Source organism: Streptomyces sp. NPDC101393, assembly GCF_044767385.1.
In the GTDB taxonomy this organism is placed as follows: domain Bacteria; phylum Actinomycetota; class Actinomycetes; order Streptomycetales; family Streptomycetaceae; genus Streptomyces.
On record NZ_JBIWNU010000003.1, the window covers coordinates 577,956 to 601,354 of the forward strand.

Genomic DNA, 23,399 nt, shown 5'->3' on the forward strand with positions numbered 1-23,399 from the left:
CCGGAGCCGCTGATGCCTGTGACGATCGATGTCGAACGGTACGCGGAGGGCGTCCGTGCGGGCTCCCGGGCCTGGATCGCGCGCGCCGTCACGCTGGTGGAGTCCACCCGCGCCGACCATCGGGAGGCCGCCCAGCGCCTGCTGGTCGAGCTGCTGCCGTATTCGGGTACGGCGCGCCGGGTGGGCATCAGCGGGGTGCCGGGTGTCGGCAAGTCGACGTTCATCGACGCGCTGGGCACGCTGCTGACCGGTGCCGGGCACCGGGTGGCGGTGCTCGCCGTCGACCCGTCCTCCAGCCGGACCGGCGGCTCCATCCTGGGTGACAAGACCCGGATGGAGCGGCTGGCCACGGACCCTGCGGCGTTCGTCCGCCCCTCCCCCACGTCCGGCACGCTGGGCGGGGTGGCGCGGGCGACCCGCGAGTCGATCGTGGTCATGGAGGCGGCCGGCTATGACGTCGTCCTGGTGGAGACGGTGGGTGTCGGCCAGTCCGAGACCACCGTCGCCGGCATGGTCGACACCTTCCTGCTGCTGACCCTGGCGCGCACCGGCGACCAGCTCCAGGGCATCAAGAAGGGGGTGCTGGAGCTGGCGGACCTGGTGTCCGTCAACAAGGCCGACGGCCCGCACGAGCGGGACGCCCGCTCTGCGGCCCGCGAACTGGCGGGTGCGCTACGGCTGTTGCAGCCCCCGGACGCCGCCTGGACGCCGCCGGTGCTGACCTGCAGCGCCCGCGAGGGCAGCGGGCTGAAGACGGTGTGGGAACGGATCGAGCAGCACCGCACCCTGCTGGAGTCCAGCGGCGCACTGGCCGAACGCCGCCGCGCCCAACAGGTCGACTGGACCTGGGCGATGGTGCGGGAGCGGCTGATCGACCGCCTCCAGGACCATCCGGAGGTACGCCGGCTCGGCCCCGGCATCGAGCGCGAGGTGCGCGAGGGGCAGATCACCGCCACCCTTGCCGCCGAGCGTCTGCTCTCGGCATTCGGGCTGACGGGCCCGGCCTGACCCTCTCCGGGCGGATCGAGCGCTTCCCTGTCCGGCACACGCCGCGGGCGGCGGCCTGGAGGCACGCCCGCGGTGCACGGGGCCCGCTGCGGCCCGGCACCCGGCTGCCGGCCGCCCAGGGGCCTGCGCGTAGGACTATTCAGCCCCAACTGGCTGCCACCGCACGTGACGTCGCTGTGCTGCCACGAGCGGTCCCGGCGGCCGACGACATCGCGATCGGGCCGCATCCGTCCGCAGGCGGCCCTTTCGACCGCGCCTGACCGGCACGGGACAACCATCCGGCGCGGGACACCCGCCCGGCACGGGGACAACCGCCCAGCCCTGGGCGGCCGTTGACCCCACCGGCAAGGTCAGCCGCGCATCGACATGGCGGCCCAGACCGTCTTGCCCGAACCGTCCGGCGACGTCCAGCCCCAGGAGTCGCTCAGCCGGTCGACGATCTGCAGCCCGCGGCCGGATTCGGCGAGCGGCTGGTGCGGGGCCACGACGGGCGCGGTGGCGCCGGGGTCCGACACCGCGCAGAGCACGGTGGTCTCCTGCCGGGTCAGTGCCAGCCAGGCCGGAGCGACCGAGGCCGGCAGCACCATGTCGCCCGCCTCGACCTGCTCCTCGATCAGGCCGCCCTCCGATCCGTACCGCAGGGCGTTGCTGACGAGTTCGGAGACCACCAGCGCCGCGTCCTCGGCGACATCGGGGCAGATCTCCCAGCCGGCCAGCGTCGTCCGGGTGAAGCGGCGGGCGTCCGCGACGGTGCGCGCGGAACCGCTCAGCGCGCAGGCGGCGAAGTCGTCGGGGCCCGGCAGCCACCAGGTCTCCTCACACGCTTCCTCCCGAAGGGTGTCGTGCACGGTCTCTACCGGATGTGTCGTCATCACGATCTCCGCGAAGGGGAATTCGGGGCTGGGCGGGAGTGCCCGGGAGAGCTAATATCCTCGGCAGCCGCCCCCCGCTGCAAGTACATCTGCAATTGCATCGGTAAGGACGGTCGCACAGGGGCTTGTTCACGCCATCGTGATCGCGGGCTCGAGATCGGTCGGAGGCGCGTCCTCCAGCAAGGAGCAGCTGTAATGGAGTCGGTGACCAACGGCATGCGGGCAACCAGCATCGAGCCCGCCGTGTGGCGCAAGAGCCGCCGTAGCAACCCCAGCGGCAACTGCGTTGAGCTGGCCGTTCTTTCCGACGGCGGGGTGGCGGTGCGCAACTCCAGGTTCGCGTCCGGCCCGGCGCTGGTCTACACGCACGACGAGATGGTGGCCTTCGTCCAGGGCGCCAAGGACGGCGACTTCGACGACCTCATCGGCCTCGGCTGACGCATATGTCGGCTGGATAGTCGCCACGACTGTACGAACACGCCGGGCGATGGGACACTGGGCGTTCGCCCGACCACCCAGGGGAGTCAGCATGAGCGCCGCGCAGCAGAGTCGCGACCCTTCACTGCGCCGCTACCTCGACCACCCGCGCGGCGGCCCGACGGTCCTGCGGATCGTGCTGGGCACTCAGTTGCGCAGACTGCGCGAGGCGGCGGGCATCACCCGCGAGGCAGCCGGGGACGCGATCCGCGGCTCGCACGCGAAGATCAGCCGCCTGGAGCTCGGCCGGGTGAGTTGCAAGGAGCGGGATGTCGCGGATCTCCTGACGCTCTACGGCATCACCGACGAGTCCGACCGCACCGACTTCCTCACCCTGGCCGGCCGTACCAGCAGCCCGGGTTGGTGGCACCAGTACAACGACGTGCTGCCCGGCTGGTTCGAGACGCACATCGGTCTTGAGGAAGCCGCCTCGGTCATCCGTACGTACGAGGTCCAGTTCGTGCCGGGCCTGCTGCAGACGGCGGACTACGCCCGCGCCGTGACCCAGCTCGGCCATCCGCGGGCGTCCGCCGAGGAGATCGAGCGGCGGGTGGCACTGCGGGTGCAGCGGCAGAATCTGCTGTCCATCCAGGACGCGCCGCGGCTGTGGGCCGTCATCGACGAGGCCTCGCTGCGGCGTTCACCCGGCGGCCCGGAAGTGATGGCCGATCAGCTGCGGCATCTGCTGGCGACGGCGGAGCTGCCCAATGTCACGCTGCAGATCGCGCCGTTCAGCCTCGGTGGTCTCGCCGCGGCGGGCGGTCCGATCACGATCCTGCGGTTCCAGGAGCCGGATCTGCCCGACATCGTCTATCTGGAGCAGCTGACCAGCGCGCTCTATCTGGACAAGCGCGATGATGTGGACCACTACCTCGCGGTGATGGACCGGCTCAGCGCGCAGGCCGAATCGCCTCGCGAGTCGCAGGCCATACTGGAGCGCCTGCTCAAGCAGCAGGAGAGCTGACCGGCCGGAGCGCAGGACAAGCGGGAAGTGGGGCGGGACCCGATCGGGTCCCGCCCCACTTCGCTGTGCCTCGCCGACTACGCCTTGCGGGCTACTCCGCCGAACTCGATCCATTCCTTGGTGAGTTGCTTGGGGCCGACGTCGGAGTCCGGCATCCAGGTGGAGACCTCCACCAGGCCGGGCTCCAGGATCTCCAGCCCCTCCAGGAACTGCTCCAGCTCGTGTGCCTGCCGCACCCGGCCCCACTGGCCCTGGGTGCTGACGCGCATGAATTCGGTGACGAAATCGCGGGTTGCCGCGTCCTCACTTATCAGCTGGCAGACCACCAGGAAGCTGCCCGGGGCGAGCCGGTCGGCGACCTGCTTTATCAGGCCGGCCGGGTCGTCGGCATCCGTGATGCAGTGCAGCACGGAGACGAAGAGGGCCGCGACCGGCTGCTCGAAGTCGATCAGGCGCTCGACCTCGGGGCTGCTGAAGATGCCGTCGGTGTCCCGCATATCGGCCTGGATGACCGCGGTGTTGACGTTCTCCTCCAGCAGCGCCCGGCCGTGCGCCAGCACGATGGGGTCGTTGTCGACGTAGACCACACGGGACTGCGGATCGATCTGCTGCGCGACCTGGTGGACGTTGTCCTGGGTCGGCAGGCCTGATCCGTGGTCGATGAACTGCCGGATGCCGTGTTCACGGGCCAGCCACCGGACCACGCGCTGCAGGAAGCGCCGGTTGTTGATCGCCAGCACCTGGGTGCTGGGCACGACTTTGTTGAGTTCTTCGCAGGCCTCGCGGTCAACGGCGTAGTTGTCCTTGCCGCCGAGGTAGTAGTCGTACATCCGCGCCACACTCGGGACGCTGACATCGACGGCGCTGGACTGCGGTTGTGTTTCCTGGCTCATTCCACACTTTCCCGTCGTTCGACACCCACCGCCATGGAGCGACGGACGACCGTGCCATCACGGCCGACCGCGCCGGTGCAGGCTCCAACATACCCACCAAATGGCGGTTGTTGCAGGCCGCGGGCACAGCACGTTGTGCAAGGTGGTGAGTTGCTGTTCGAGTGCGCCCTCGCGTCCTCCAATGCGTCGTCGAACAGGGGGTGTTCATCCGGCCATGTCGTGTTCGGGTGGGCCGTTGTGGCTGCTTTTCCCGCTGTGGCTCTCGGGGTCGGCGGGCGCGCTGTGACTGGTGTGGCTCGCGTGGCCGCCATGGTCGTCATGGCCGGGAATGGTGCCGTCGGGTTTGGCGATCAGGAGGAGGCCGGCCATGCCCATATCGGAATGGCTCTGGACATGGCAGTGGTACATCCAGGCCCCGGCCCCCACCCCCTCGCCGGCGACGATCTGGAAGCCGAACGAGTCGGCCGGGCCGGTGATCTTGTTGTCGATGACCCGGCTGGGGTCGTCCGGGCCCGTCAGCAGCCCGGTGCGGTTGTCCGCCCAGCGATGACCGTGCACATGGAAGGTGTGGTAGTACTCGCCGTGGGTGATCATGATGATCTCGATCCGCTCCCCCACGGTGGCCTTGAAGTCCGGCCCCTTCGGCAGGTTGTTGATCGTCATGTCGTTGAAGACGATGGTGAACTGCTTGTCGGGGAGCGGGTCGCCGGCCCGGCGCACCACCACGGGGCCGTACATACCGGCGCGGATGCCGCCGGTGCCGTGCTCGGTGCCGACCGCGTGGTCGTGGTAGTGCCAGTAGCCCGCGCTGCCGGGGCGCCAGCTGCCGTCCTTGCGCCTGCCCGGCGCGTGCGTGCGCCAGGTGTACGTGCGGGTGCCGCCCGGCTCGACGGAGCTGTGGTTCATCTTGGTGCCGTCGTTGGCCACGTCGTAGTCCAGGCCGTGCACATGCAGGCTCGCCTCGACGTCCATGGTGTTCTCGAACTCGATGTGCAGGGTGTCGCCTTCGACGAGTTCGATGAGCGGGCCCGGGACGGTGGCCTTGCCCTTCTCCAGCCCGTACCCCCTCTGGCCGTCGGCCAGCTTCTCGGCATAGAGCTTGATCCGCTTCACCTCGCCGGCCGCCACCGCCCTGCTGCCGCCGGTGTCCGCCACCGGATTGGCGGGTGCGGCGGCCGCGGCGGTCGGGCCGAGCGCGGCGACGGCCGCGCCGCCCGCCAGGAAGCGGCGGTTGAAGAGGCGTCTGGGCAGGGCGGGCGGACTGGTGCGGTCGGCTGCCTCGGTCATCGTGCTCCCATCGGCGGGTCTGTGGCGCGGGGGGAGAGGGACAAGGGGCGGAAGAGGGCACAGGAGCAAGTGCGGGAGAAGTGGCGGGAATTGATCCCTCTGGGACGGTAGCCCCACGATCTTCGTTTATCCACAGCAAGGACAAAGTTTGTTGCCTTGCGGTCATAGCTCTTGGCGAGCCGCCGAAAGAGGTCTAGCTTCATCGGCTGTTCCTGTGACCGGAGAGGGGTGGGTGGACCATGCGGCGCACACCGCGTCAAAAACCCTCAGAAATACGAGGGTTGAGCACACGCAGACCGAGAGAGCGCTACGGATGGGCGGCGGGGCTGACCGCGGCAGCCGTCACCGCCGCGCTGCTCGGCGGCACTCCCGCACTGGCCGGGACCGCACCGGAGCGGTCCGCCACCACGTTGAACCTGCCCTCACCACCGGGGAGCGACAATGTCCGCGTCCTGGTGTTCCACGCCTCGGCCGGCGAGGAACCCCCGACCGTGGACGCGGGCATCGCGGCCATCGAGAAGCTCGGCCAACAGGGCCCCGCCGGTGAGCACTTCAGCGTCGAGGCCACCGCCGACCCGGCGGTCTTCACCAAGCCCCGGCTGGGCACGTTCAACGCCGTCGTGTTCCTCACCGGCGGCGGCGACATCCTCGACCCCGACCAGGAAGCCGGCCTGGAGGCCTACATGGAGGCCGGCGGCGGCTTCCTCGGCATCCATGACGCGGCCCGCGCGGAGCCGTATTCGGAGTGGTTCACCGGCCTGATCGGCGCCCGTCCCGCCGCACAGAGCCCCACCGGCGCGCAGCGGGCCACCGTCGAGGTCGGCGATCGCGCCAATCCGGCCACCAAGGACCTGCCGGTGCAGTGGAAGCGCCCCGATCAGTGGATCAACTGGGCGGAGAATCCCAGCGGTTCGGTGCACACCGTCGCGCGCGTCCGGGAGAACACCTACCGGCCCGGCGACGGTGCCAACGGCTGGGACCACCCGATGTCCTGGTGCCATGACTACGACGGCGGCCGCTCCTTCTACACCGGCATGGGCGGCACCGCCGACAGCTTCCAGGAGGCGGACTTCCGCGCCCATCTGCGCGGGGCCCTGATGTGGACCACCCGGCTCGCGCGCGCCGACTGCCAGGCCACCATCACCACCAACTACACCGCCGAGCGGGTCACCTCACCCAACAAGCCGGGCATGTCCGACCAGATCGGCGAACCGCACGGCCTGGTGACCGCCAAGGACGGCCGGGTCTTCTACATCGGCCGCGGCGGCGGCGACGGCGCGGCCCCCGTCGTCACCGACTGGAGCGACCCGAACGTCGGCAAGGGCGAGGGCACCGTTCACATCTGGGACCCGAAAACCAAGAAGGTCACGGCCGCCGGCTCGGTGACCGTCTTCGGCAACAAGGGCGGCGGCGACGAACTCGTCAAGAACGAGGAGGGGCTGCTCGGCATCGAACTCGACCCGGGCTTCCTCTCCAACGGCTGGATCTACCTCCACTACACGCCGCACTCGCAGATCAACCGCGATACGCAGATGGCCGAGCGCCGGGTCTCCCGGTTCACCATCGACCCGGCGACCGACAAGCTGGACCTGTCATCCGAGAAGGTTCTGCTCAAGTGGCCCGTGCAGATCCACAGTTGCTGCCACGCGGGCGGCGGAATGGCCTGGGACTCCAAGAACAACCTCTACATCGCCACCGGCGACAACAACTCCTCTCAGTTCAGCGACGGTTACTCCGGAAACAACCCGGAGCCCGCCTACAAGGGCGTCTCGTTCGCCGACGCCCGCCGCACCGCGGGCAACACCCACAACCTCAACGGCAAGATCCTGCGCATCCACCCCGAGCAGGACGGCACCTACTCGCTGCCCGAGGGCAATCTCTTCACCGGCAAGGAGACCGACGAGGGCGGCGGCAAGACCCGCGGCGAGATCTATGTGATGGGCGTACGCAACCCGTCCCGGATCTCCGTCGACAAGAAGACCGACACCCTCTACGCGGGCTGGGTCGGTCCGGACGCCACCGAGCCGTCCCCCACCTGGGGCCCGGCGAAGTACGACACCTTCGCGGCGATCACCCATCCGTCCAACCGCGGCTGGCCGTTCTGCATGGGCAACAAGCAGCCCTACCGGGACCGCAATCTGCCCGACCCCACCAAGCCGCTGGGCTGGTACGACTGCGACCACCTGAAGAACGAGTCACCCAACAACGACGGTCTGGTCAACATCCCGCCCGCCGAGGCCAACAACATCTGGTACTCCCCGCAGGGCGGCGGCGCCGACTTCCCCCGTGACGCCAACGGCGTCCCCAGCTACCAGCTCTCCGAGCAGAAGCTGCTGCTCCCCTGGCTCAAGGGCGGCGGGCAGGCCGCGATGGACGGCCCGGTCTACCGCTACGACGCGGACAGTGCGAGCAAGGACAAGTGGCCGGCCTACTGGGACGGCAAGTGGTTCGTCGGTGACTTCTACGACGGCGACCAGCCCCGGCACGCGGTCGTGATGGACCCGAAGACCGCGGGCAGCGGTGGGCTGCCGGCCCACGCGGAGAGCCTGGACAAGATCATCCCGGTGGGCGCCGACGGCATCCGCAATCTGATGGGCTGGACCTTCGGGCCGGACGGCGCGCTCTACGTCCTGGACTACGGGCGCGGCTTCTTCACCTCGGACGCCAAGTCCGCGCTGTGGCGCGTCACGTACACCGGCGGGGCGCCCACTCCCGTGCCGAGCCAACTCGCCCGGAAGGCGGCCCGATGATGCCAAGATCCCGGACAGCGCCGATCCACCGGAGAGCCTGGACGGCCCTGCTGGCCTGCCTGCTGCTGTTCCTCGGGCCGGCGTCGGCGACGGCGTACGGGCAGCCGGGCCCGCGGGAGGCCGAGCAGACCCTCACCTGGACCGCGGGCGACGACATCACGAAGTACGCCTCCGCCCCCGCCACGGCGGTGGCCGGCAAGGCCACCCTCGTCTTCGAGAACAGCACGGCCACCGGCAACACCATGGGGATGCCGCACACCCTGACCTTCGACACCTCGAACCCCGACTACAACCAGGACGTCACCCTCAACATCCTCGCCAACCCCGGTGACGCCGAGGGCGGCAAGCACACCGCCGAGGTCACCCTCACACCGGGCAAGTACCGCTACCACTGCACCATTCCGGGCCACGAGGGCATGCAGGGCGTCCTCGTCGTCACGGACGGCGGCGGTTCCGACACCGCTCCCCCGAAGACCTCGGCGAAACTCGACGGACAGCAGAACGCCGACGGCGCCTACATCGGCAGCGCCACCGCCACCGTGACGGCCACGGACGACGGCTCGGGGGTGGACACCGTCGAGTACGCGCTCGACGATGCCGCCTACCAGCCGTACACGGCGCCGGTCGTGATCGACAAGGTCGGCGCGCACACGCTCCGCTACCGCGCCACCGACAAGGCGGGCAACGCCGCACCCGAGAAGACCGCCGGCTTCACCGTCGCCGCGCCCCCCACGGACGACACCACCCCGCCCGAGACCTCCGTGAAGCTCGACGGCCAACAGGACGCGGACGGCGCGTACATCGGCAGTGCCACGGCGACCGTGTCGGCATCCGACACCGGCTCCGGCGTCAACACCATCGAGTACGCCCTCGACGACGCCGCCTACCAGCCGTACACGACACCCGTCATGGTCCACGACGCCGGTGCGCACACGCTCCGCTACCGCGCCACCGACAAGGCGGGCAACGCCGCACCCGAGAAGACCGCCGACTTCACCGTCGTCGCCCCGCCCGCCGAGGACACCACACCTCCCGAGACCGCGGCGAAGGTCACCGGCGACAAGAACTCCGACGGCGCGTACGTCAACCGGGCGACGGTGAACGTCACCGCCACCGACGACGGCTCCGGCGTCGCGAAGACCGAGTACGCCCTGGACGGCGGCCCCTACCTGGCCTACACCGCGCCCGTCGTCGTGGACCGGACCGGCCGGCACACCGTCGCGCACCGGGCCACCGACAAGGCCGGAAACACCGCTGAGGCCCGTACCGTCTCCTTCACCGTCGCCGAGGGCGGCGGGGTGCCGGCGCCCCACTGCGCCGAGTGGGACGAGCGGCTCACCGTCATCATCGGCAGCGTCAACACCGGCATCCCCAACCGCATCACCCCCAACCGGTGCGCCATCAACGAGCTGATCGAGGACGAGAAGGACTGGTCGTCGCAGGCCCTCTTCCTCAAGCACGTGCGCGGTGTCGCCGACGGTCTGCTCACGGCAGGGGTCGTCGACAACCGCGAGTACAAGGCCCTCAACAAGGCCGCCCGGCAGTCCGGCATCGGCACCCCCGGGCAGCACACCGGCTACCGCGACCTCTTCGACGGGACGCAGAAGTCCTTCGACCGGTGGCAGCAGGTCGGCGGCGGCGCCTTCGGGCTCGGCGCGGACGGCACCATGACCAGCAGCTCCACCGTGCCGGGCATGGGCATGCTGTGGTACCCCGGGCGCACCTACGACAACTTCTCCCTCAAGCTCCAGTTCCGCGACGACGCACCCGGCACCGGCAACGCCAACAGCGGGGTCTTCGTCCGCTTCCCGAACGTCCACGACCACCCCGAGGAGTCCCGCCCCGAGTGGGTCGCCATCAAGTACGGGCACGAGATCCAGATCCTGGACCGTCCCGACGGCGACATGTACAAGACCGGTTCCGTCTACGGCTTCGACCGCGTCGGCCTCGGCGGCGCCGGGGTCACGCCCAAGGGCACCTGGAACGACTACGAGATCCGCGTCGTCGACCAGCACTATGCGATCTACCGCAACGGCGCCCTGCTCAACGAGTTCGACAACACCGGCGGCCAGGTCTTCAACCCGCCGCGCGACGACGACCCCGGCACCGACGGCCGCCGCTACGCCTCCGGCTATCTCGGCCTCCAGGTCCACAGCGAGACGGATGTGGTCTCGTACCGCAACATCCGCATCCAGGAGCTGTGACCACCGGCATCGGACACCGCACCCACCGTGCCGCGGCCCGGTCTGCCCCGTACCACCCGGGCAGACCGGGCCGCGGCGATTCTCATCGGTCTCTCACCCCGCGCTTATCACCCGGTCACACCGTGTCCCTAGGGTCACCTCAGTCCGGTCCGCCGGATTCACCACCCGCCCTGCGAGGAGATCTCACCGTGTACCAGCTGACCGGCGTCACCAAGAGCTACCGCAACGGTCAGGGCCTGGTACGGGCACTGGACGATGTCGGGCTCTTCGTCGGCGACGGTGAGACCCTGGTGATCCAGGGGCCGACGGGCGCGGGCACGTCGACGCTGCTGCGGATCCTCGGCGGTCTGGAGCGGCCCACCCGCGGCAGCGTCTCCCTCGACGGCACGGACCTGGCAACGGTCACCGAATCCCGGCTCGCCCGGATCCGCGCCGAATCGATCGGTACGGTCCCGCCGGACGGCGGCCTTCCGCCGGGCCTCTCCACCCGGCAGATCGTGGCGAGCGCCCTCGCCCCGCTGCGCCTGCGGCCCGCGGACCGCTGGGAACTGGCCGGCGAGGCCCTGGAGAAGACCGGCGCGGGCAGCCAACGCGACCGCCTCGCAGATGAGTTGACCCCCGGCATGCGCGCGCGGGTGGCGCTCGCGCAGGCACTGGTGAAACGGCCCACCGTCCTGCTGGCCGACCGGCCGACGGCAGGTCTGGCCCCGGCCGAGCGCGAGGGAATCGCCGATCTCTTCGAGGAGCTGTGGAGCGAACGCCGGCTGACCTGTGTCGTGGCCACCGAGGACGACGACCTCGCGCGGCGGGCACCCCGGCTGGCGACGATGCGCGAGGGGACGCTGGCGGCGGTCGCCCGCTGCGCCGACTGATCCGGCTCGCTCCCCGAGGGGGTACGGGCCGCCACCCCGCCACTCGGAGACGGCGGCCCGTTCCATGTCCCCCGGCGACACCCGACGCCGGGCACGCTCCTGTGGGACGGGCCGGCCCCGGTCAGGGAGCAACACCAGGCCCGTCCCACCTCCGCCTCGGCAGTCACCCGAACGCCTGCCGTTGCGGAGCGGAGCGTTGCTTCCGAGCGCCTACCACGCACGCCGCGCTTTACACCTGCCGGTTTCGCGCGTGCCGCCAAGGGTGGCAGGATCCGCACAATGGACGCTTCGAACAGCCTGGCCCCGCTGGAACTCGCCGTGCACCGACTCCGCGACGCTCAGTCGGCGGCGGACGCGGCACGGGCCGATATGGAGATGGAAGCGGTACTGGCCGTACGCCGCGGCGGCGCCCTCCAGGAGGTGGCCGCGGCGGCGGGCCTGGATCCGGCGGAGCTGACCCGGCTCGAAGCGGTGGCCGGCGAGCTGCCGCCGCGGTAGCCGGCGCCGCTCCGCCCGGCCGGGTCGCGCGGCGCGCCGTCAGCGGATGTGCCGCCCGGAGATCGCCCGGACGCCTGCATGCCGTCAGCCTCCCTCAGGCCTTGGGGATGTCGAAGTAGCGGTTCAGCCCCGAGGCGAGAGAGAGGTCGCCGACGGCCTTCAGCTTGCGGGTGAGGAACATCGTCACGGGGTTGCCGTTGCCGGAGACGAGCTTGAGGAACGCGGCGTCGTCCATGATCAGGGTCAGCCGCGGCTCGGCCTCCGTACGTCCTTCGCGGACCGTGCAGGTGCCGTCGTCGAGGGTCGTTTCGTAGACCACCTCGGACTCGCCGGTGATCTTCCAGCGGATCAGGGCGCGCACCGAACCGGCGGCGTCCGGCCGGAACTGCCGGCCCATCCGGCCGAAGACCTCTGTGAGCACGCGGGTGCGCAGCTCGCCCTCGGCGATCTCGGCGATCTGCCGGCGGGTCAGCCCTTTGACGATCTTCGCGAACTCCTCGGGGGTGACGCGCGCGAAGTCGAGTTCGGCCACCTGGGCGCGGGCATCTTCAGCCACGACCCTCTCCTTACTATGCAGTAAACTTACTAATGAGTAAGATTACGCCTGGGTAGGTAAGCTGGCAAGGATGAGTGACACACGCAGGCGACGCGTCCCCCGCCCCGTCCGGGAACAGCAGATCATCGACGCCGGGATCCAGATCTTCGCCAAACGCGGCTACCACGCCGCTTCGGTGGATGAGATCGCCGAGCTGGCCGGGATCTCCAAACCCATGGTCTACCTCTACCTGGACTCCAAAGAAGGCCTGTTCCTCGCCTGCCTGCGCCGTGAGGCCGGCCGGCTGGTGGCTGCCTTCCAGGAGGCCGCGGGCGAGGCGCACTCCCCCGAACTGCGCCTGCGGGCCGGGCTGCTCGCCTTCTTCACCTTCGTCACCGAACACCGCGGCAGCTGGGTGGTGCTGCACCGTCAGGCGTCCGAGCTGAGCCCGGCGATCGCTCAGGAGGTGGCACAGGCCCGGCGCGCCGTGATGGCGCAGGTCGCCGGACTGGCCCGGGTCGGCATCGCGGAGAGCTCCGGGACGACCCGGCCGGGCGACGAGGAGGCCGACTTCGTGGCGCACGCCCTCGTCGGCGCCGCCGACGCGCTCACCGACTGGATGGAAGAGCACCCCGGCGAGTCCCCGGAGCGGATCACCCTGCGGCTGATGAACATGGTCTGGGTCGGGATGCGCAATGTCCTCGACGGCGAGGTCTGGACACCGGGCGAGGGCGGAGCCTGAGCGCCGCGCGCCGGCCGTCGGCGCGAGGGCGGAGCCTGAGCGCCGCGCGCCGGCCGTCGGCTTCGTCGCCTTTCGGCCACCGTTCCGGCGGAGCTGGTGAGGGCGGCCGCCGGGCCGGTAGAAGAGGTGGATGACCACACAGCAGAGTGAGCCGCCGACGGGGGTGCCGCCCGGCACCGCCGAGATGGTGCGGGCCAACCAGGCCAACTGGGACGCCCGTACGCCCGTCCATGTGGCCAGCGAGTTCTACGGCCTGGACGGTTCGCGCACCGCGGAGGACTGGTTCGCGCCGTTCGAGTGGGAGGACCTCGGCGATCTGACGGGGCGGGATGTGCTGCATCTGCAGTGCCACCTCGGCACCGAGACGGCCGCGTTCGCCGACCGGGGCGCCGCGCACACCGTGGGGCTGGACTTCTCGGCGGCGGCCGTCACCGAGGCGCGCCGGCTCGCCCGGACGGCCGGACGGGACATGGAGTTCGTACGGGCGGACGTCCATGACGCCGCCGAGGCGCTCGGCGGCCGGCAATTCGATGTGATCTACACCGGCAAGGGCGCCCTGTGCTACCTGCCGGATCTGACCGCCTGGGCGGGCATCGTCAGCGCGCTGCTGCGGCCGGGCGGGACGCTGTATCTGGTGGAGTTCCATCCGCTGCTCGACGCCCTGGGACCGACGCCGAGCCCGGACCGGCAGCAGCTCACCCTGCACCACGACTATCTGGCGGGGCGCGGCCCGCTCCGGAGCGATACGACCAGCACCTACACCGACGGCCCGCCCGTGCGGGGCGCGACGATCAGCTACGAGTGGCGGCACGGCATCGGCGAGGTGGTCTCGGCTGTCGTCGGCGCCGGGATGGGTGTCCAACTGCTGCGCGAGACCGAGCTGCTGCCCTGGAAGCGGTTCGACTCCATGGTGCCGTCCGACAACGGCTGGTGGCGGCTGCCGCCGGCGGAGCCGATCATTCCGATGCTGTACGCGCTGCGGGCGGTGAAGGCCTGAGCCGGTGGGCCCTGCCCGGGATCCCACGCACCACACCCCGCACGGCCCTCACCCCAGCCGCCGGTGGACCGAACGCAGCAACTGGTCCTTCTCCGGTCCGCCGACCCGCCATTCCAGGTGCCATGCGTCCGCTCCGACGACCGTGAAGACACCCTCGTAGCGGTCCGCGGCGCAGGGGTGGACGGCGGTCCACCGGCCGGTCCGCAGATCGAGGACGTGGAACGGCCGGCCGTCGGCGAACTCCACCTCGGCGGTGCCGTCCGGCCGGGGCCGCAGCCGCAGCGTGCGACCGGCCGGATGCGTCGCCCCGCCCCAGGTCAGCTCGCCGTCCTCGACGTGCAGCAGCGCCCCGCCGGCCGGCTCGTACCGGAATTCGGCGGTGCCGCGGAAGCTCCCCTCGCCGCCGCCCCGCAGGTCGTGCACGGAGCGCAGGACGCTCCACCGGCCGACCAGATACGCCGCGGCATCGGCGACCGGGTACGGGCGGAGGCCGGGGCCGGAGGGCTCAGCCGTCTCGGGGGGCTCGGCGGGCTCGGTGCGCATGCCTCCCATTGTCCCGGGCCGCGCGAAAGCCCCCCGGGCGGCCCCCGGCCGCCGGGGGCCTTGCATCCTCCCGGCCCTTCGTGCCGTGCGGACCCGCGGAACCCGTCCTACTCTCGGTGCAGAGATCGTCACAGAGGTCCGCAACGGCCGGGCCACCCCCGGCGCGCCGCCGGCCGTGCTCCGGCCAGGGCGCCGCGCCCGCCGTAGCCACCTCGTACGAGACCGAGACCGGAGGCACCACCATGCCGGAGCTGTTCATCGGCGGTCAGTGGACCGCAGCGGCCGACGGGCAGGTGCGTGAAATCCGCTGCCCCGCGGACGGCACGCTGGTCGCGACCGTCGACGAAGGCGGGCCCAAGGACGCGGCGGCCGCCATCGCCGCGGCCCGCGCGGCCTTCGACGACGGGCCGTGGCCCCGGACCCCGGCGGCCGAACGCGGCCGGGTGGTGCTGCGCGTCGCCGAGCTGCTGGAGCGGGACAAGGACGCGCTGGCCAGAGCCGAATCCCTGGATACCGGGAAGCGGCTGGTCGAGAGCGAATACGACATGGACGACATCGCCAACTGCTTCCGCTACTTCGGCAACCTGGGCGCGGCGGGCGGCACCGACCGGGTCGTGGACACCGGCAGCGCGGAGACGGACAGCACCGTCCGGCACGAGCCGGTCGGCGTCTGCTCGCTGATCACCCCGTGGAACTATCCGCTGCTGCAGACCGCCTGGAAGGTCGCCCCGGCCCTCGTGACCGGCAACACCTTCATCCTCAAGCCCAGCGAACTGACCCCGCACACCGCCATCATCCTGATGCGGCTGCTCGCCGAGGCCGGGGTGCCCGACGGCGCCGCCAACCTGGTGCTGGGCACCGGTCCCGAGGTGGGCGCGCCGCTCACCGAGGACCCCCGGGTCGACATGGTGTCGTTCACCGGCGGGCTGCTCACGGGACGGCGCATCATGGCCGCGGCCGCCCCGACGGTGAAGAAGATCGCCCTGGAACTGGGCGGCAAGAACCCGAACATCGTCTTCGCCGACGCCGATTTCGACACCGCCGTCGACTACGCGCTGATGGCGGTCTTCCTGCACGCCGGGCAGGTCTGCTCGGCCGGCGCCCGGCTGTTGGTCCAGGACGAGCTGCACGACAGGTTCGTCGACGAGGTGGTCTCGCGGGCGCAGCGGATCCGGCTCGGCGGACCCTTCGACGAGCATGCCCGCAGCGGCCCGCTGATCTCGGCAGCGCACCGCGCGAAGGTCGAGGCGTATGTGGCGGCGGGGCTCGACGAGGGCGCGGTACTGCTCTGCGGCGGCTCCCCGCCCGACGACCCGGCGCTGGCGGACGGCTTCTACTACCTGCCGACGGTGCTGGACGAGTGCACCCCGGACATGTCCGTCGTCCGCGATGAATCCTTCGGGCCGGTGCTGACGGTCGAGCGGTTCCGCGACGAGGACGAGGCGGTCTCGCTCGCCAACGACACCGTGTACGGCCTGGCCGGCGCGGTGTGGACGCAGGACAGCGAGCGCGCCCACCGGGTCGCCTCCCGGATGCGCGCGGGCACCGTATGGATCAACGACTTCCACCCCTACGTGCCGCAGGCCGAATGGGGCGGCATGAAGCAGTCGGGGGTGGGACGCGAGCTGGGGCCGGCCGGGCTCGCGGAGTACCAGGAGGCCAAGCACGTCTGGCGCAACACCGCGCCGCGACCGCAGAGGTGGTTCGAGTGAGCGCTTCCGGTTCCGATCCCGAGTCCTCGAAACCGCATGTCCGGCCCGGCACACGCGCCGACGGTACGCATGACGACGATTCGCTGACCGAGTTCGGCTACAAGCCGGAACTCAAGCGCACCCTGGGCAACTTCCACACCTTCGCCGCGGGGATCAGCTACATCTCGATCCTCACCGGCACCTTCCAGCTCTTCTACTTCGGCGTCAGCTTCGGCGGGCCCGCCTACTGGTGGTCCTGGCCGATGGTGTTCGTCGGGCAGCTGATGGTGGCCCTGTGCTTCTGCGAGCTGGCGGCGCGCTATCCGGTGGCCGGGTCCATCTACAACTGGGCCAAGCAGCTGGGCGGACCGCACATCGGCTGGCTCGGCGGCTGGATGATGCTCACCGCGACCATGGTCTCGCTGTCGGCGGTGGCGCTGGCCTACCAGGTGACGCTGCCGCAGATCTCGTCGTGGTTCCAGTTCATCGGCGACGGCACCGGCAAGACCGATGCGGCGGCCAACGCCGTCCTGCTGGGCACCGTCCTCATCGCCTTCACGACCCTGGTCAACGCCTTCGGCGTGAAGCTGATGGCACGGATCAACTCGGCCGGCGTCGCCATCGAACTGCTCGCCGCCATCATCCTGATCATCCTGCTCGCCGCGCACACCACCCGCGGCCCCAGCGCCCTCCTGGAGACCAACGGGCTGGGCGCCGGTGACAGCCTCGGCTACTTCGGTGCCTTCCTGACCGCCTCGCTCGCCTCGGCGTACGTCATGTACGGCTTCGATACGGCCTCTTCGCTCGGCGAGGAGTCCAAGGACCCCGGCCGCAACGCGCCGCGCGCCATCCTGCGCGCCCTGATCGCGTCCTTCCTCATCGGCGGACTCATCCTGATGTTCGCGCTGCTGGCGGTCCCTGACCTCCAGGCCAAGCAGCTGTCGGTGGACGGCCTGCAGTACGTGGTGCTGTCCACGCTGGGCTCGACCATCGGCCAGATCGTGCTGTGGTGTGTGGTCATCGCGATCACCGTGTGCGAACTGGCCGTGCACACCGCAGGCATCCGGCTGGCGTTCGCGATGGCCCGGGACAACAACCTGCCCGCCGCCTCGCTGCTCGCCAAGGTCAGCCCGCGCTTCCAGACCCCGGTACTGCCGGCGGTCGTCATCGGGCTGGTGGCCATCGCCATCCTGGTGCTCAACGTGAACCAGCCGCAGATCTTCTCGGTGATCACCAGCATCGCGATCATCATGATCTACCTGGCCTATCTGGCGGTCACGGGTCCGATGCTCTACCGGCGGCTGCGTGGCCGGTGGACGCCCGCCGAGGGGAAGTTCTCCCTCGGGAAGTTCGGTCTCCCGGTCAACATCCTGGCCGTGCTCTGGGGCGCCGCCATGTCCCTGAACCTCGCCTGGCCGCGCGCCCAGGTCTACAACGCGACCGGCCCGCAGCACTGGTATCTGCGCTGGGGCGCCTTCGTGTTCATCGGCGTCGTCGCGGGCGGCGGCTTCGCCTACTACTGGTTCGTGCAGCGCAAGAAGACCGGCGTACTGGCAAGCCATGCCGTCGACGAGCCCTTCGACCCCACCACCCCCACTCCCTGATCTGGAGACGGCACCATGCCCCAAGAGGCCCCCGCGGACGAGACTTCGGCGGACGAGTTCGACTATGTGGTGGTCGGCGGCGGTACCGCCGGCTCGGTGGTGGCGGCCCGGCTGTCCGAGGACCCCTCCGTCACCGTCTGCCTGCTGGAGGCCGGCCCGTCCGACGTCGGCGACCCCCATGTGCTCCGCCTCGACCAGTGGATGGCACTGCTGGAATCCGGCTACGACTGGGACTATCCCATCGAGCCCCAGGAGAACGGCAACAGCTTCATGCGGCACGCCCGCGCCAAGATGCTGGGCGGCTGCTCCTCGCACAACTCCTGCATCGCCTTCTGGGCACCGGCCGAGGACCTCGACGAATGGGGCGCGCTGGGCTGCACGGGCTGGAGCGCGGCGGACTGCTTCCCGCTCTACAAGCGCCTGGAGACCAACGACGCACCCGGCGACCACCACGGCCGCAGCGGCCCGGTGACCCTGCGCAGCGTCCCGCCCAACGACCCGTGCGGTGTCGCCCTCCTGGAGGCCTGCGCGGCGGCCGGCATCCCCACCACCCCCTTCAACACGGGCACCACGGTCGTGCGCGGCGCGCACTGGTTCCAGATCAACTGCCGCCCGGACGGGACCCGTTCGTCCGCGTCGGTCTCCTATCTGCACCCGATCCTCGGCAAGCGCCCCAACCTGGAGGTCCGCACCGGGGTGCAGGCCAAACGGCTGCGCTTCACCGCCGACCGGCACTGCACCGGCGTCGACCTTCTCGCCCCGGACCTCATCCACACCCGCACGGTCAACGCCCGCCGCGAGGTCATCCTCTCCTGTGGCGCCATCGACTCCCCCAAGCTGCTGATGCTCTCCGGCATCGGCCCGGCCGCCCACCTTCGCGACAACGGCATCGAGCCGCTCGTCGACTCCCCCGGCGTCGGCTCCAACCTCCAGGACCACCCCGAGGGCGTCATCATGTGGGACGCCAAGCAGCCGATGGTCACCTCGTCCACGCAGTGGTGGGAGATCGGCATCTTCACCGGCACCGAACCCGGCCTGGACCGCCCGGACTTGATGTTCCACTACGGTTCGGTGCCGTTCGACATGAACACCTACCGCCGCGGCTACCCCACCTCTGAGAACGCCTTCTGCCTCACCCCGAACGTCACCCGCGCCCGCTCGCTGGGCACCGTCCGCCTGCGCACCCGCGACTTCCGCGACAAGCCCAAGGTCGACCCGCGCTACTTCACCCACGAGCACGACGTCCGCGTGATGACCTACGGTCTGCGCCTCGCCCGCGAGATCATCTCCCAGGCCCCCATGGCCGACTGGGCGGGGACCGAACTCGCCCCCGGGCCGGGCGCCCGCTCCGACGCCGAACTCCTCGACTACATCCGCGCCACGCACAACACCGTCTACCACCCGGCCTGCACCGTCCAGATGGGCCCCCCGAACGACCCGGCCACCCCCCTGGACCCCCAGCTCCGCGTCAAGGGCGTCACCGGCCTGCGCGTCGCGGACGGCTCGGTGATGCCGTTCCTGCCGGCCGTGAACCCCTGCATCACCACGATGATGATCGGCGAAAAGTGCGCGGACATGGTGAAGGCGGCGAACGGGACGTGAGGCGAGAAGGCCCCGGAAATGCAGAAAACCCCACGTGAAGTGGGGTCTGCTGGTGTCCGAGGGGGGACTTGAACCCCCACGCCCGATAAAGGGCACTAGCACCTCAAGCTAGCGCGTCTGCCATTCCGCCACCCGGACCAGGTGTGCTCTTCGCGGGGCGTTACCCGCGACGACATGGACAACAATACCAAGGTTTCGGAGTGCCTTTCACCTGCGTATCCGGGCGCCACATAACCTCCATTTATGGGCAATGAAGGACATGTCTCGTCATGGCGACAGCCCCACAGCTCCCGCAGGCCACGGGCGCTGTCGCCGCTGCGTGAGCACCTGCGGGACACCTTCTGGTTCGCGCCGACGGCGGGGCTGGTCTGCTCCGTACTGCTGTGGTGGGCATCGTCCGCGCTCGACATGGCGCTGGTCGAGCATCTGCAGCGGGAAGGTCGCTACGAGCTGCTCCGCGGGCTGATCTCGGTCGTGAACGACGCCAAGACGATCGTGACGACGATCAGCTCGGCGATGATGACCTTCATCGGTGTGGTCTTCAGCATCTCGCTGGTCGCGGTGCAGATGGCGAGTGGCCAGCTCACGCCGCGGGTGGTGCGGATCTTCATCCGGAGCCGGATCAGCAAGCTCACGCTCACGGTGTTCCTGGCCACGTTCCTGTTCTCGCTGCTGGTGCTGACGTCGTACGAGAGCGAGCGCAACGCACGGCGGGTCGAGTCGGTGCCGGTGGTGCAGAGCATCGCGACGATGCTGCTGGTGGGGCTCAGCCTGCTGCTGTTCATCGGCTATGTGTCGTCGACCCTGCGATTGATGCAGGTGGGGCCGGTGGTGGACCGGATCGCTCAGGAGTCGCTCGGGATGCTGGTGCGGCTGCCCGTGGGCTCCGCGGACAGCGTGCCGCTCCCCCCGGAAACAAGCCGGATCGGGCATCAGGGGCATGCGGGGGTGCTGCTGGACATCCATGCCGCGCGGCTGGTGCGCCTCGCGCGGCGGAAGGGTGTCGTGCTGCGGCTGATCCCACGGATCGGGGATTTCCTGGTGCCGGGGACGCCGGTGCTGGCGGTGCACGGAGGTGCGGCGCCGCGGCGGTTCACCCCCGGGTACACGGTGTCGGTGGGTGTGGAGCGCACCTTTCACCAGGACCTGGGGCTCGGGTTGCGGCAGCTGTCGGACATCGCGCTGCGGGCGCTGTCCCCCGCGGTGAACGATCCGACCACGGCCGTGCAGTGCCTGGACCGGATCGTGCAGTTGCTGGCGTCGTTCGCGGGCCGGCCGCTCGGGGAGGTGCGCTACCGGGACCGCCGAGGGGTGGTGCGGCTGGTACAGAACGTCCCCGGGTGGACGGATCTGGTGGATCTGGCACTGGCCGAGATCCGGGGGTGCGCGGTGCACGCCCCGCAGGTGACGCGGCGGCTGTTCGCCGGGATCGACGATCTGCTGCTGATCGTGCCGGCGGAACGTCGGGCGCCGCTGCTGCGGCACCGTACGCTCCTGCTCCAGGCGGTGGAGCGTACGGCGCCGAGCGCGGACGAGCGGCGGTTCGCGACCTCTCCCGACCGTCAGGGGATCGGGTAGCGGGGCGACGCCGCGAACGCGCCCTGGGTGCACTGACCTACGGCATCAGGTGGTAGTCGGGGAAGTTGCCGGGGAGGCGTTCGCCGTCCGGGCCCTCGGTGACGGCGCGGACGAGGAGTTCACCGCCGACGAAGGCGCCGCTCCAGGAGTTGCCGAAGCCGCCGAAGAGCTCGTCGCGGTCGCCGCGCGAGCGGGGCTTCCCGTGGCCGACCTTGAAGGCGCGGATCTGCGGGGCGAGGCGTTCGTAGGTGTCCTTGTCGTCGGTGGACAGGGTGGCGACCAGGGCGCCGTTGCTGGCGTTCATGGCGGCGAGGAGTTCGGCCTCGGTGTCCACGAGCACGATGGTGTCGACGGGGCCGAAGGGCTCGGCGTGGTGGAGGGGGGAGGACGAGGGCGGGGCGAGCAGGGTGGTGGGCGGCAGATATGCCGAGGTGTCCTGGGAGGGCAGGAACAGGCCGTCGGCGAGGCTGCCGCGGTGCAGGGGGACCGCGCCCCGGGAGATCGCCTCGGTGGTGAGGTCGTCGAGCTCCTTGGCCTTGGCGGCGTTGATCAGCGGTCCGAAGTCGAGCGCGGGCAGCGGGTCGGCGGGGTCGGCGACGGCCAGCGGGTGGCCGAAGCGGATGCTGCGTACGGCCGGGAGGTAGGCGGTCAGGAAGTCGGCGAACGCGGCACGCTGCACGACGAAGCGGGGGTAGGCGGTGCAGCGCTGCTTGGCGTAGTCGAAGGTCTTGCGCAGCAGGGGGGTGAGGGACTCCCAGTCGCTGTGGTTCCAGATGCCCCAGGTGTTGAGGCCCTCCTGTTCGAGGATATGGCGTTTGCCCAGGTCGGCGACGGCGGTGGCGACGCGGGCGCCGGTGTCCCGGCCGCCGACGAAGGAGACGCAGCCGATCTCGGGTGAGCGGACGAGGGAGGGCGAGAGCTCCCGGCCGCTGCCGCTGACCAGGGTGGCCGGGACTCCTTCACGGACCGCGAGGGCGCAGGCGAGGGTGAGGCAGGACAGTCCGCCGTCGGTGGGGGTCTTGGCGATCACGGCGTTGCCGGCGAGCGCCTGGACGAGCATCGCGTGGATGAGGACCGACATCGGGTAGTTCCAGCTGGCGATGTTGCTGACCGGGCCGGGCAGCGGTGTGCGGTCGGCGAGCATCCGGTCGATCTCGGACACGTACCAGCGGACGCCGTCGATGGCGCGGTCGACGTCGGCCTGGGCGAGCTTCCAGGACTTGCCGATCTCCCAGACGAGCAGCAGGGCGAGCAGCTCGCGGTGTTCGGTGAGCGCGTCGAGGGTGGCACCGACGCGTGCCTTGCGTTCGGCGAGCGGGACGTGCCGCCAGGCGCGGTGCTGGTCGAGGGAGGCGCGTACGGCGTGCAGCGCCGCGTCCGCGTCGAGGCGGGGCGGCCCGGCGATACGGGTGCCGTCGACCGGGCTGGTGGCGGGCAGCGGGTCGCCGTCCGGCTGCCAGCCGCCGGCCCAGAGGTTGAGTACGTGATCGTCGCGGAAGGCCTCGGGGGCAGCGGTGAGGCAGCGCTGCCAGGCGTCCTGCCAGGACGTACCGGGTTTGAGGAGGAGGGGCGGGGCAGGGGTGCGGGGCTGCGGGTCGGGGGTCGGGCGGGAGGTGGTGGCCATCGTTCGTCTCCGCTCTCGGTGCACGGCCGGAGTGGGCAGGGTGGTGGCGCTGTGCGGCTCCCGGCGGGAGCCGTGTGTTACCGGACGGTAGTGGTCCGTGGTGGTGCTGCGGGATGGTCCGGCGGCAGGTATGGCGAGTGTCACTCGGCGGGGGCGCCGCGACCACCCGGGAGGGGCGGGCGTGGGGCCGGATCCGGTCAGGGCCGGGCGGGGGCCATCTGTGCGAGGACGAGGTGCGCGGTCTCGGTAGGGGTGCGTCCGACGCGTACGCCCGCCGCTTCCAGGGCGTCCTTCTCGGCCCGCGCGGTGCCGGACGCGCCGGAGACGAGGGCAACGGCGTGGCCCATGGTCCGGCCTTCGGGGGCGGTGAAGCCGGCGATAGAGGCGACGACGGGCTTGTCCATACCGAGGATCTGGCGTGCCGTCAGTTCGGCGGCCGCGGGGCCGGCGGCGACCCTGACGCCGCCCGCCTTGCCCGGCCGCCGGTCGTGACCCGGGCCTTGACGACCACCCGGCCGCCGAGCGGACGGCTGCGGCGCGGGCCGCTGCGGGGGTGTCGGCGATTTCGGCGTCCGGCACCAACACGCCGTAGGGGTCGGGGAGTTCCCTTGCTTGATGCTCGAACAGGTCCATGCCCGCTCTTTGGCTCGATCGCCTG

At 70.6% G+C, this 23,399-nt stretch carries 19 protein-coding genes, 1 tRNA gene and 1 pseudogene; 13 read left to right on the top strand and 8 right to left on the bottom strand.

The features are described 5' to 3' along the window. Positions 1-12 precede the first annotated feature (12 nt). Positions 13-1,008: a methylmalonyl Co-A mutase-associated GTPase MeaB gene (gene meaB, locus ACIRQ7_RS12395; protein ID WP_404262013.1), complete on the top strand. Its 996-nt coding sequence runs from the start codon at positions 13-15 to the stop codon at positions 1,006-1,008. 350 nt (positions 1,009-1,358) lie between these two features. On the opposite strand, the gene ACIRQ7_RS12400 is transcribed toward meaB, so the two are convergent. Beyond that, on the bottom strand, positions 1,359-1,880 hold the full coding sequence (locus ACIRQ7_RS12400) for an ATP-binding protein (RefSeq protein ID WP_404262014.1): 522 nt from the start codon (positions 1,878-1,880) through the stop codon (positions 1,359-1,361). Positions 1,881-2,075: 195 nt separating this feature from the next. Between ACIRQ7_RS12400 and ACIRQ7_RS12405 the strand changes: the two genes are divergently transcribed. Both ACIRQ7_RS12405 and ACIRQ7_RS12410 read left to right on the top strand, forming a co-directional pair. Beyond that, entirely contained in the window at positions 2,076-2,318 is a 243-nt protein-coding gene (locus ACIRQ7_RS12405; protein WP_401467033.1) for a DUF397 domain-containing protein, read from the top strand. A gap of 91 nt (positions 2,319-2,409) precedes the next feature. Further along, complete coding sequence (locus tag ACIRQ7_RS12410; RefSeq protein WP_401467036.1) at positions 2,410-3,321, top strand: helix-turn-helix domain-containing protein; 912 nt, start codon at positions 2,410-2,412, stop codon at positions 3,319-3,321. Positions 3,322-3,398: 77 nt separating this feature from the next. Here ACIRQ7_RS12410 and ACIRQ7_RS12415 read toward each other — a convergent pair whose 3' ends face one another. Further along, the gene (locus ACIRQ7_RS12415) at positions 3,399-4,214 is read right to left on the bottom strand and encodes an SAM-dependent methyltransferase (RefSeq protein WP_404262015.1); all 816 of its coding nucleotides are present in this window, start codon (positions 4,212-4,214) and stop codon (positions 3,399-3,401) included. A 204-nt stretch (positions 4,215-4,418) separates the two neighbouring features. Beyond that, positions 4,419-5,501, bottom strand: coding sequence for a multicopper oxidase domain-containing protein (locus ACIRQ7_RS12420; protein ID WP_404262016.1), 1,083 nt, complete (start codon positions 5,499-5,501; stop codon positions 4,419-4,421). Positions 5,502-5,740: 239 nt separating this feature from the next. On the opposite strand from ACIRQ7_RS12420, the gene ACIRQ7_RS12425 reads away from it, so the two are divergent. The 4 genes from ACIRQ7_RS12425 to ACIRQ7_RS12440 all read left to right on the top strand — a co-directional run bounded on the left by ACIRQ7_RS12425 (position 5,741) and on the right by ACIRQ7_RS12440 (position 11,825). After that, entirely contained in the window at positions 5,741-8,251 is a 2,511-nt protein-coding gene (locus ACIRQ7_RS12425; RefSeq protein WP_404262017.1) for a ThuA domain-containing protein, read from the top strand. Further along, positions 8,248-10,455, top strand: a complete 2,208-nt coding sequence (locus ACIRQ7_RS12430; protein ID WP_404262019.1) for an OmpL47-type beta-barrel domain-containing protein — start codon at positions 8,248-8,250, stop codon at positions 10,453-10,455. Before ACIRQ7_RS12425 ends, ACIRQ7_RS12430 begins: the two co-directional genes overlap by 4 nt. Before the next feature lie 188 nt (positions 10,456-10,643). Then, positions 10,644-11,327, top strand: a complete 684-nt coding sequence (locus tag ACIRQ7_RS12435) for an ABC transporter ATP-binding protein (RefSeq protein WP_404262020.1) — start codon at positions 10,644-10,646, stop codon at positions 11,325-11,327. A 279-nt stretch (positions 11,328-11,606) separates the two neighbouring features. Next, positions 11,607-11,825, top strand: a complete 219-nt coding sequence (locus tag ACIRQ7_RS12440) for a hypothetical protein (RefSeq protein WP_403672731.1) — start codon at positions 11,607-11,609, stop codon at positions 11,823-11,825. Positions 11,826-11,919: 94 nt separating this feature from the next. On the opposite strand, the gene ACIRQ7_RS12445 is transcribed toward ACIRQ7_RS12440, so the two are convergent. Beyond that, entirely contained in the window at positions 11,920-12,381 is a 462-nt protein-coding gene (locus tag ACIRQ7_RS12445) for an SCP2 sterol-binding domain-containing protein (protein WP_404262021.1), read from the bottom strand. Between the two features lie 70 nt (positions 12,382-12,451). On the opposite strand from ACIRQ7_RS12445, the gene ACIRQ7_RS12450 reads away from it, so the two are divergent. Next, positions 12,452-13,102, top strand: coding sequence for a TetR/AcrR family transcriptional regulator (locus tag ACIRQ7_RS12450; protein WP_404262022.1), 651 nt, complete (start codon positions 12,452-12,454; stop codon positions 13,100-13,102). A gap of 130 nt (positions 13,103-13,232) precedes the next feature. Next, positions 13,233-14,099, top strand: a complete 867-nt coding sequence (locus ACIRQ7_RS12455) for a class I SAM-dependent methyltransferase (RefSeq protein ID WP_404262024.1) — start codon at positions 13,233-13,235, stop codon at positions 14,097-14,099. 48 nt (positions 14,100-14,147) lie between these two features. Here the strand turns inward: ACIRQ7_RS12455 and ACIRQ7_RS12460 are convergent, their stop codons facing one another. Then, positions 14,148-14,642 carry a DUF6314 family protein gene (locus ACIRQ7_RS12460; RefSeq protein WP_404262026.1) on the bottom strand — a complete coding sequence of 165 codons (495 nt, stop codon included), beginning with the start codon at positions 14,640-14,642 and terminating at the stop codon, positions 14,148-14,150. 242 nt (positions 14,643-14,884) lie between these two features. On the opposite strand from ACIRQ7_RS12460, the gene ACIRQ7_RS12465 reads away from it, so the two are divergent. The 3 genes from ACIRQ7_RS12465 to ACIRQ7_RS12475 are packed head-to-tail and all read left to right on the top strand — an operon-like array spanning position 14,885 to position 19,539. Then, entirely contained in the window at positions 14,885-16,354 is a 1,470-nt protein-coding gene (locus tag ACIRQ7_RS12465) for an aldehyde dehydrogenase family protein (RefSeq protein ID WP_401467068.1), read from the top strand. Continuing rightward, complete coding sequence (locus ACIRQ7_RS12470; protein ID WP_404262028.1) at positions 16,351-17,937, top strand: APC family permease; 1,587 nt, start codon at positions 16,351-16,353, stop codon at positions 17,935-17,937. The genes ACIRQ7_RS12465 and ACIRQ7_RS12470 overlap by 4 nt, the downstream gene beginning before the upstream one ends. Positions 17,938-17,952: 15 nt before the next feature. Next, entirely contained in the window at positions 17,953-19,539 is a 1,587-nt protein-coding gene (locus tag ACIRQ7_RS12475; RefSeq protein WP_404262030.1) for a GMC family oxidoreductase, read from the top strand. A gap of 50 nt (positions 19,540-19,589) precedes the next feature. Here ACIRQ7_RS12475 and ACIRQ7_RS12480 read toward each other — a convergent pair. Continuing rightward, positions 19,590-19,677 (bottom strand) — tRNA-Leu (locus ACIRQ7_RS12480). Between the two features lie 105 nt (positions 19,678-19,782). Between ACIRQ7_RS12480 and ACIRQ7_RS12485 the strand changes: the two genes are divergently transcribed. After that, positions 19,783-21,117 (top strand): DUF2254 domain-containing protein, encoded by a 1,335-nt coding sequence (locus ACIRQ7_RS12485; RefSeq protein WP_404262031.1) that lies wholly within the window; start codon positions 19,783-19,785, stop codon positions 21,115-21,117. A 37-nt stretch (positions 21,118-21,154) separates the two neighbouring features. On the opposite strand, the gene ACIRQ7_RS12490 is transcribed toward ACIRQ7_RS12485, so the two are convergent. Next, entirely contained in the window at positions 21,155-22,741 is a 1,587-nt protein-coding gene (locus ACIRQ7_RS12490; protein ID WP_404262033.1) for an aldehyde dehydrogenase family protein, read from the bottom strand. A 197-nt stretch (positions 22,742-22,938) separates the two neighbouring features. Then, positions 22,939-23,217: pseudogene (locus ACIRQ7_RS12495) on the bottom strand (hypothetical protein); the annotation flags it as partial. Positions 23,218-23,399: the final 182 nt, after the last annotated feature.